This is a genomic window from Candidatus Atribacteria bacterium (assembly GCA_011056645.1).
GTDB lineage: Bacteria > Atribacterota > Phoenicimicrobiia > Phoenicimicrobiales > Phoenicimicrobiaceae > Sediminicultor > Sediminicultor quartus.
Map to the genome: position 1 here is coordinate 1 of DSEL01000163.1, position 5,975 is coordinate 5,975.

Annotated in this window: 5 protein-coding genes; all 5 read left to right on the forward strand. The window is 35.5% G+C overall.

Annotated features, from left to right (window positions below; translation table 11 throughout):
* The first annotated feature begins 49 nt into the window (after window positions 1-49).
* The 5 genes from ENO17_07105 (at window position 50) to ftsZ (ending at window position 5,826) form a co-directional block, all read left to right on the forward strand.
* Window positions 50-1,423, forward strand: a complete 1,374-nt coding sequence (locus ENO17_07105) for a UDP-N-acetylmuramate--L-alanine ligase (protein HER24797.1) — start codon at window positions 50-52, stop codon at window positions 1,421-1,423.
* Window positions 1,424-1,446: 23 nt separating this feature from the next.
* Window positions 1,447-2,367, forward strand: a complete 921-nt coding sequence (murB, locus tag ENO17_07110; protein ID HER24798.1) for a UDP-N-acetylmuramate dehydrogenase — start codon at window positions 1,447-1,449, stop codon at window positions 2,365-2,367.
* Between the two features lie 205 nt (window positions 2,368-2,572).
* On the forward strand, window positions 2,573-3,385 hold the full coding sequence (locus tag ENO17_07115; GenBank protein HER24799.1) for an FtsQ-type POTRA domain-containing protein: 813 nt from the start codon (window positions 2,573-2,575) through the stop codon (window positions 3,383-3,385).
* Window positions 3,386-3,470: 85 nt separating this feature from the next.
* Entirely contained in the window at window positions 3,471-4,709 is a 1,239-nt protein-coding gene (gene ftsA, locus ENO17_07120; protein HER24800.1) for a cell division protein FtsA, read from the forward strand.
* Window positions 4,710-4,767: 58 nt separating this feature from the next.
* Window positions 4,768-5,826 carry a cell division protein FtsZ gene (gene ftsZ, locus ENO17_07125; GenBank protein ID HER24801.1) on the forward strand — a complete coding sequence of 353 codons (1,059 nt, stop codon included), beginning with the start codon at window positions 4,768-4,770 and terminating at the stop codon, window positions 5,824-5,826.
* Window positions 5,827-5,975: the final 149 nt, after the last annotated feature.

A 5,975-nucleotide genomic window follows, 5' to 3' on the forward strand; every position in this document is an offset into this window, starting at 1 on the left:
GTACATAATACACAATACGAAATACTAAATAGAGGTGAGATTATATTTAATGAAGGGGAAAAAAATACATATACATTTTATTGGAATCGGTGGATCGGGAATGAGCGGCTTGGCTTCAATTCTTCTTGATTTAGGTCATAGGGTCAGTGGTTCCGACATTGTAACTTCAAATATTACTAAAAGATTAGCTGATAAAGGAGCAACTATTTTTACCGGTCATAACAAAGATAATGTAGAAGGGGCAGACCTAATAGTAATTTCATCAGCCATTCCCGAGTCTAATACGGAAATAATGGGTGCCAGGGATAGAAAGATTAACACTATTAAAAGGGCTGAGATGCTGGCAAAACTGATGGAGAATAAATATGGGATTGCCATTGCCGGTACGCACGGCAAGAGTACCACCGCATCCATGATAAGTTTATTATTAGAAAAAAGCGGTTTAGACCCTACTGTAGTAGTTGGTGGGGAATTAAACAATTTTAAAAATAATGCGAAACTAGGAAAAGGACAATATATAGTGGTAGAAGCAGATGAGAGTGATGGTTCGTTTTTAGAATTGAATCCACAGATAGCTATTGTTACTAATATAGAAGATGACCACTTGGATCATTATGAAAATATGGATAATGTGCTAAAAGATTTTGGGAAATTTGTAGAAAAAGTTCCTGATAATGGGCAAATCATCTTGTGTCAGGATTGCGATAATATAAAAGCGTTAGAAAAACAATATAAAAGAAGATATATTTCTTATGGAATATTTACCGAAGCGGATTTAATGGCTAAAAATATAGAACTAAAAATGTTTAGTTCCAAGTCAAAAATTTACTGGCAGGGTGAAAAAATTGGCGAACTTCATCTAAGAGTTGCCGGATATCACAATATTTTAAATGCCTTGGCGGCCATTGCTGTTGCCCTTAAATTAGGAATAAATTTCAGGAAAATTACCAGGATATTGGAAACCTTTCAGGGAGTACATAGAAGAATGGAAATTGTTGCCAATACTGACAACCACATATTAATTATTGATGATTATGCTCATCATCCTACTGAGATTAAAGCAACTTTAAGTGCCTTGAAAAGTAGTGTACATGACAGAAGAATAATTGCTGTATTTCAACCCCACCGCTACAGCAGAACTAAGATTTTGGCAAAAAAGTTTGGTCAGGCATTTTTTGATGCCGATAGTGTAATCATTAATGATATTTATTCGGCCAATGAATCACCGATTCCGGGCATTAGTGGAGAGACTATATTTAGGGAAATAGAAAAAAATCAACAAGGACAGGTAAAATATTTACCTGTCAAGAATGATATTTTAATATATCTATTGGAAATCATTCGACCCGGAGATATAATTATTACTATGGGGGCAGGAGATATCTGGACTGTAGGCAATGAATTGGCAAGGCAATTGGAGTAAAAAGAGGAATTTTGATTTAAAAGATGAATATAAATATAAAAATTATAAAAGATGAGTGTAAAAAACAAGGAATCGAGCGCTTGATAAAATATGATGAACCATTGAAGAATTATACCTCCTTTGGGATCGGCGGACCTGCCGATGTTTTTTGTACCCCAGGTAATGCCGAAGATTTAAAAAAAGTCCTTTCCCTTTTCCAAAAATATAATCAACCTTACCGGATTATTGGAAATGGAACAAATTTATTGATCCTGGATAAAGGAATAAGAGGTTTGGTAATTAACTTAAATAAAGATTTTAAAAAAGTAGAATTTTCTGATAAAATTGTAAAAGTAGGTGCAGGCGTTTCCTTGATGTATCTTAGCACGATAGTCTCTCAGAGAGAATTGAGCGGATTAGAATTTACCTGTGCTATCCCTGGTACACTGGGAGGAGCAATCATCAATAACGCCAGCTATCAGGGAAATTGTATAGCGGATGTAGTTCAGGATGTAACTTTTTTAACCCCAAAAAATAAGATAGAAATAATCCCTAGAACTGAATTAAATTTTAACTATCGTGAATGCGATTTAAAAAGCAGATCGGTGATCATTCTTGAGGCAACTCTGTGCTTAGAAAAAGGAAACAAAAAAGAAATTGAATCCAAGATAAAAAAAAACGTGGAAGCCAGAAAGATCAAACAACCCTTGGATAAATTTAGTGCCGGCAGCATATTTAAAAATCCATCGGGTTATTATGCCGGAGAATTAATAGAGAAGGTTGGGGCGAAAGGATTATCCCGGGGCAAAGCAGTAGTCTCTAACAGACACGCCAATTTTATCGTAAATCATGGCGGCGCATCAGCTAGAGATATTTTATTTTTAATTGAAGAGATCGAGAAAAGAGTAATGGAAAATTTCGGTATAAAATTGGAATGCGAAATAGAAATTTGGGGAGAACCCTAAATTATTATCTAGCAGGAGGAGCCAGTATCCAATTTAGTGAATTACATGAAAAAAATTAGAAGTCAGGTTTCCGAATCCCGAAGTTATAATATTAGCAGCGAAAAGTATTTACCTTGTAGGGCAGAGATAGAAAAAATATGAAGAAAAAATCTAAAAAGTAGAATGAATTCCTATATTGAATATAGTTAATACGGAGACCGTGTAGATGAAAATAACTGACGAGAATGAAGAAGGGATGAGAGAAGAGGAGGAAGCAAGGAAGGCGGAAGAAGAGCAAAAGGATCAACCTTTATCAACAAGAGTAATTAAGATATTAACTTTTTATTTAGTTATAGGTTTTTTAGCTTGGAATTTATTTAATTTTATCTTCAGTTCTAATTTTTGTAGTATCAAAGAAATTATTATCCAGGGGAATAATTATCTAAGCGAAGAAGAAATATTATTTAGATCCGGGATAAATTTGGGCGAAAACATCTTTAAATTAGACCTTAAAAAATCTATAAATTCTTTAAAACAGGAACCTCGGATAAAAGAAGTAGAGATCAAACGAGTAATACCCAATAAAATCATTATTTGTTTGACTGAAAGAGAAGCAGCAGTAAGTGTCCGTTTAGGTGAAGAATATTTTCTATGTGCCAAGGAAGGAATAGTTTTATCCAAAACCAGTGAATCTGGGGAGGCGCTTACCCTTCCTTTGATATCCGGATTAGAGATCGATAAAATAGATATTGGAGAAATAATAGATAAACCTGAGTTTAGGACGGCATTAGAAAGTATTAATTTAACTGAAGTGATATTGCCCAAGAAGTTTTGCCGGGTAGAAATATTATCCCCAGATGATTTTATGATTTGCGATAAGGATGAAACATTAAAACTAAGAGTAAATACAGCAGAAGTAATTATCAGTAAGGAGAATTTAATAAGAGAAGCTTTGGAAAAAATCGAAAGAGAAAAATTATTAATAGAGTATATAGATATTCGCTTTAAGGATAGTTTGCTAATAAAGTTAAAAAAATGATATGGTAAAATGAAAAAAGTTTAGTCTGTTTACTTTAATTTCTCGGTGGTGTATGATATTTTAAAGCATGCAGGAGGTTATAAATATGGGAATAGATGAAATTGTAGTTGGTCTGGATATAGGTTCCGGAAAAGTATGTACAGTCGTAGGTGAATTAGGTGAGGATGATCAGATAGAAATTATTGCTATTGGAACTGCTCCCTCCCTGGGGATAAGAAAAGGAATAATTATCGATTTGGAACAGGCCATTCAATCAGCAAAGGAATCTATTGAAAGCGCTGAACGTATGGCAGGAACTCGTATTAATTCTGCTTTTGTTTCTATCGCAGGAAACCATATAACCTCTATAAATAGCAAAGGAGTTATTGCTATTTCCGGAGAATCCCCGGAAATTACCGAAAAAGATATTGAGAAGGTAATAGAAGCTGCTAAAGCCGGAATAGTATCTTCCGAGAAAGAAGTAATTCATACTCTAAGCCGCGAATTTATAGTTGATGGCCAAAGTGGTATAGCAGATCCACTGGGAATGTCAGGAGCAAGATTGGAATGTAAGGTCCACATTATAACCGGCTCAATTACCGCGGTGCAAAATTTGATTAAATGCGTGGAAGGAGCTGGATTAGATATCGAGGAAATAATTTTTGGAACCCTGGCTTCCAGTAATGCAGTATTAAGTAATGCGGAGAAAGATTTAGGAGTTTTACTAATTGATATTGGTGCGGGGACTACAGAAATAGCCATTTTTGTAGAAGGAGGTTTAGCTTATTCATCAGTTCTGCCCGTAGGAGGTATTCAGATCACCAATGATTTAGCAGTAGGGTTAAGGACTTCTATAGAAGAAGCTGAAAAGATAAAGATTAATTATGGGAGCGCGATAAAAAATAATGTTTCTGCTGAAAAATCAATAGATATTCCCAGTATCAATGGAAACGATGACCATAGCGTATCCCAAAAGTACTTGGTAGAAATAATTGAACCCCGGGTAAGTGAAATATTTAGTTTAGTGGGAAATGAAGTAAGAAAATCAGGGTATTATAATATGATTCCCGGAGGGATAGTTATTACTGGGGGAAGCTCTCGACTGCCAGGTATCTCGGAGGTTGCGGAGCAGGTTTTAAATTTACCTTCTCGATTGGGCAGACCCCATTACGAAGGGGAATTGGCAGATATGATCAATGATCCATCGTACTCTGAGGCTATTGGATTGTTAAGTTTTGCTACCGAAAAATATTCTATCGGAAGACCATTTCAATCAACCAAAAGAAAAATAAAGGTAAAGAATATTTTTACCAAAATCATCAGCTGGCTGAGAGATTTCTTTTAATTTTTTTCTTGCCTTTAAATAGGCAAATATTCCATTATTTGCAGAGGGAGGTTATAAATTGTTTAACCTTAACAATAAAGTAGGAGAATTTATTGATATAAAAGTAATCGGTATAGGAGGCGGTGGAGGGAATGCGGTCAATAGAATGATCGATGCAAAATTACAAGGCGTTAATTATATTTCCGCTAATACCGATGCTCAAGTATTAGCTTTTTCTAATGCCGAACAAAAAATACAAGTGGGCAGTAGAATAACCAAGGGTTTGGGGAGCGGTTCGGATCCTGAAATTGGCAGAAAAGCCGCAGAAGAAGACAAAGACAGGATTGCCAAAGCCTTAAAAGGAGCAGATATGGTATTTATTACCGCTGGAATGGGTGGCGGGACAGGAACCGGCGGTGCACCTATTGTTGCCCGGATATCCAAAGATCTGGGTGCCTTAACAGTAGGTGTAGTGACCAAGCCTTTTTCTTTTGAAGGTCATAAAAGGATGAGACAAGCAGAGGAAGGAATAAAGCTGTTAAGAGATTGTGTAGATACTTTAATTGTAATACCAAACGATAGATTACTTCAGATTGTTGAGGAAAACACTTCTGTACTAGATGCTTTTAAAATTGCTGATGAGGTACTGTTACATGGTATACAGGGAATTACCGAAATTGTAGTTGAACCAGGTTTAATAAATGTAGATTTTGCAGATGTGAAGATGATTATAGAAAACGCCGGTACAGCGATAATGGGACTCGGTAGAGCAAGCGGTGAAAATCGAGCTGTAGAAGCAGCTAAAAAAGCGGTAAATAGTCCAATTTTAAATACAAAAATCGATGGAGCCAAGGGATTATTGTTTAACATTAGTGGGAGTTCAAGTTTAACTTTACATGAAGTGAATAGAGCTGCTGAAGTAATTTCCAAGGCAGCCAACCCAGAAGCAAATATTATCTTTGGCGCAGTCATTGATAAAGGGTTAAACGATGAGGTAAAAGTAACAGTAATAGCTACCGGCTTTGATACCTTGGAAAAAATTACTGAAAAACCCAAGCTTGAGGAAATTGATATCGATAAAGATAATATAAGTTATAATGATTTGGATATACCCACTTTTTTAAGAGAGAAAAAGTAAGAATAATGTGTATTGCATTAGAATAAGGTAGAGGGTCGGGTTATCCGACCCTCTACCTTCCCCCTATTTTTCCAATCTATAATACATAATCCAAAACTTATTACCCGTTTACTCATTACCTATTAAAGCATTTTACTATCTATTTGATA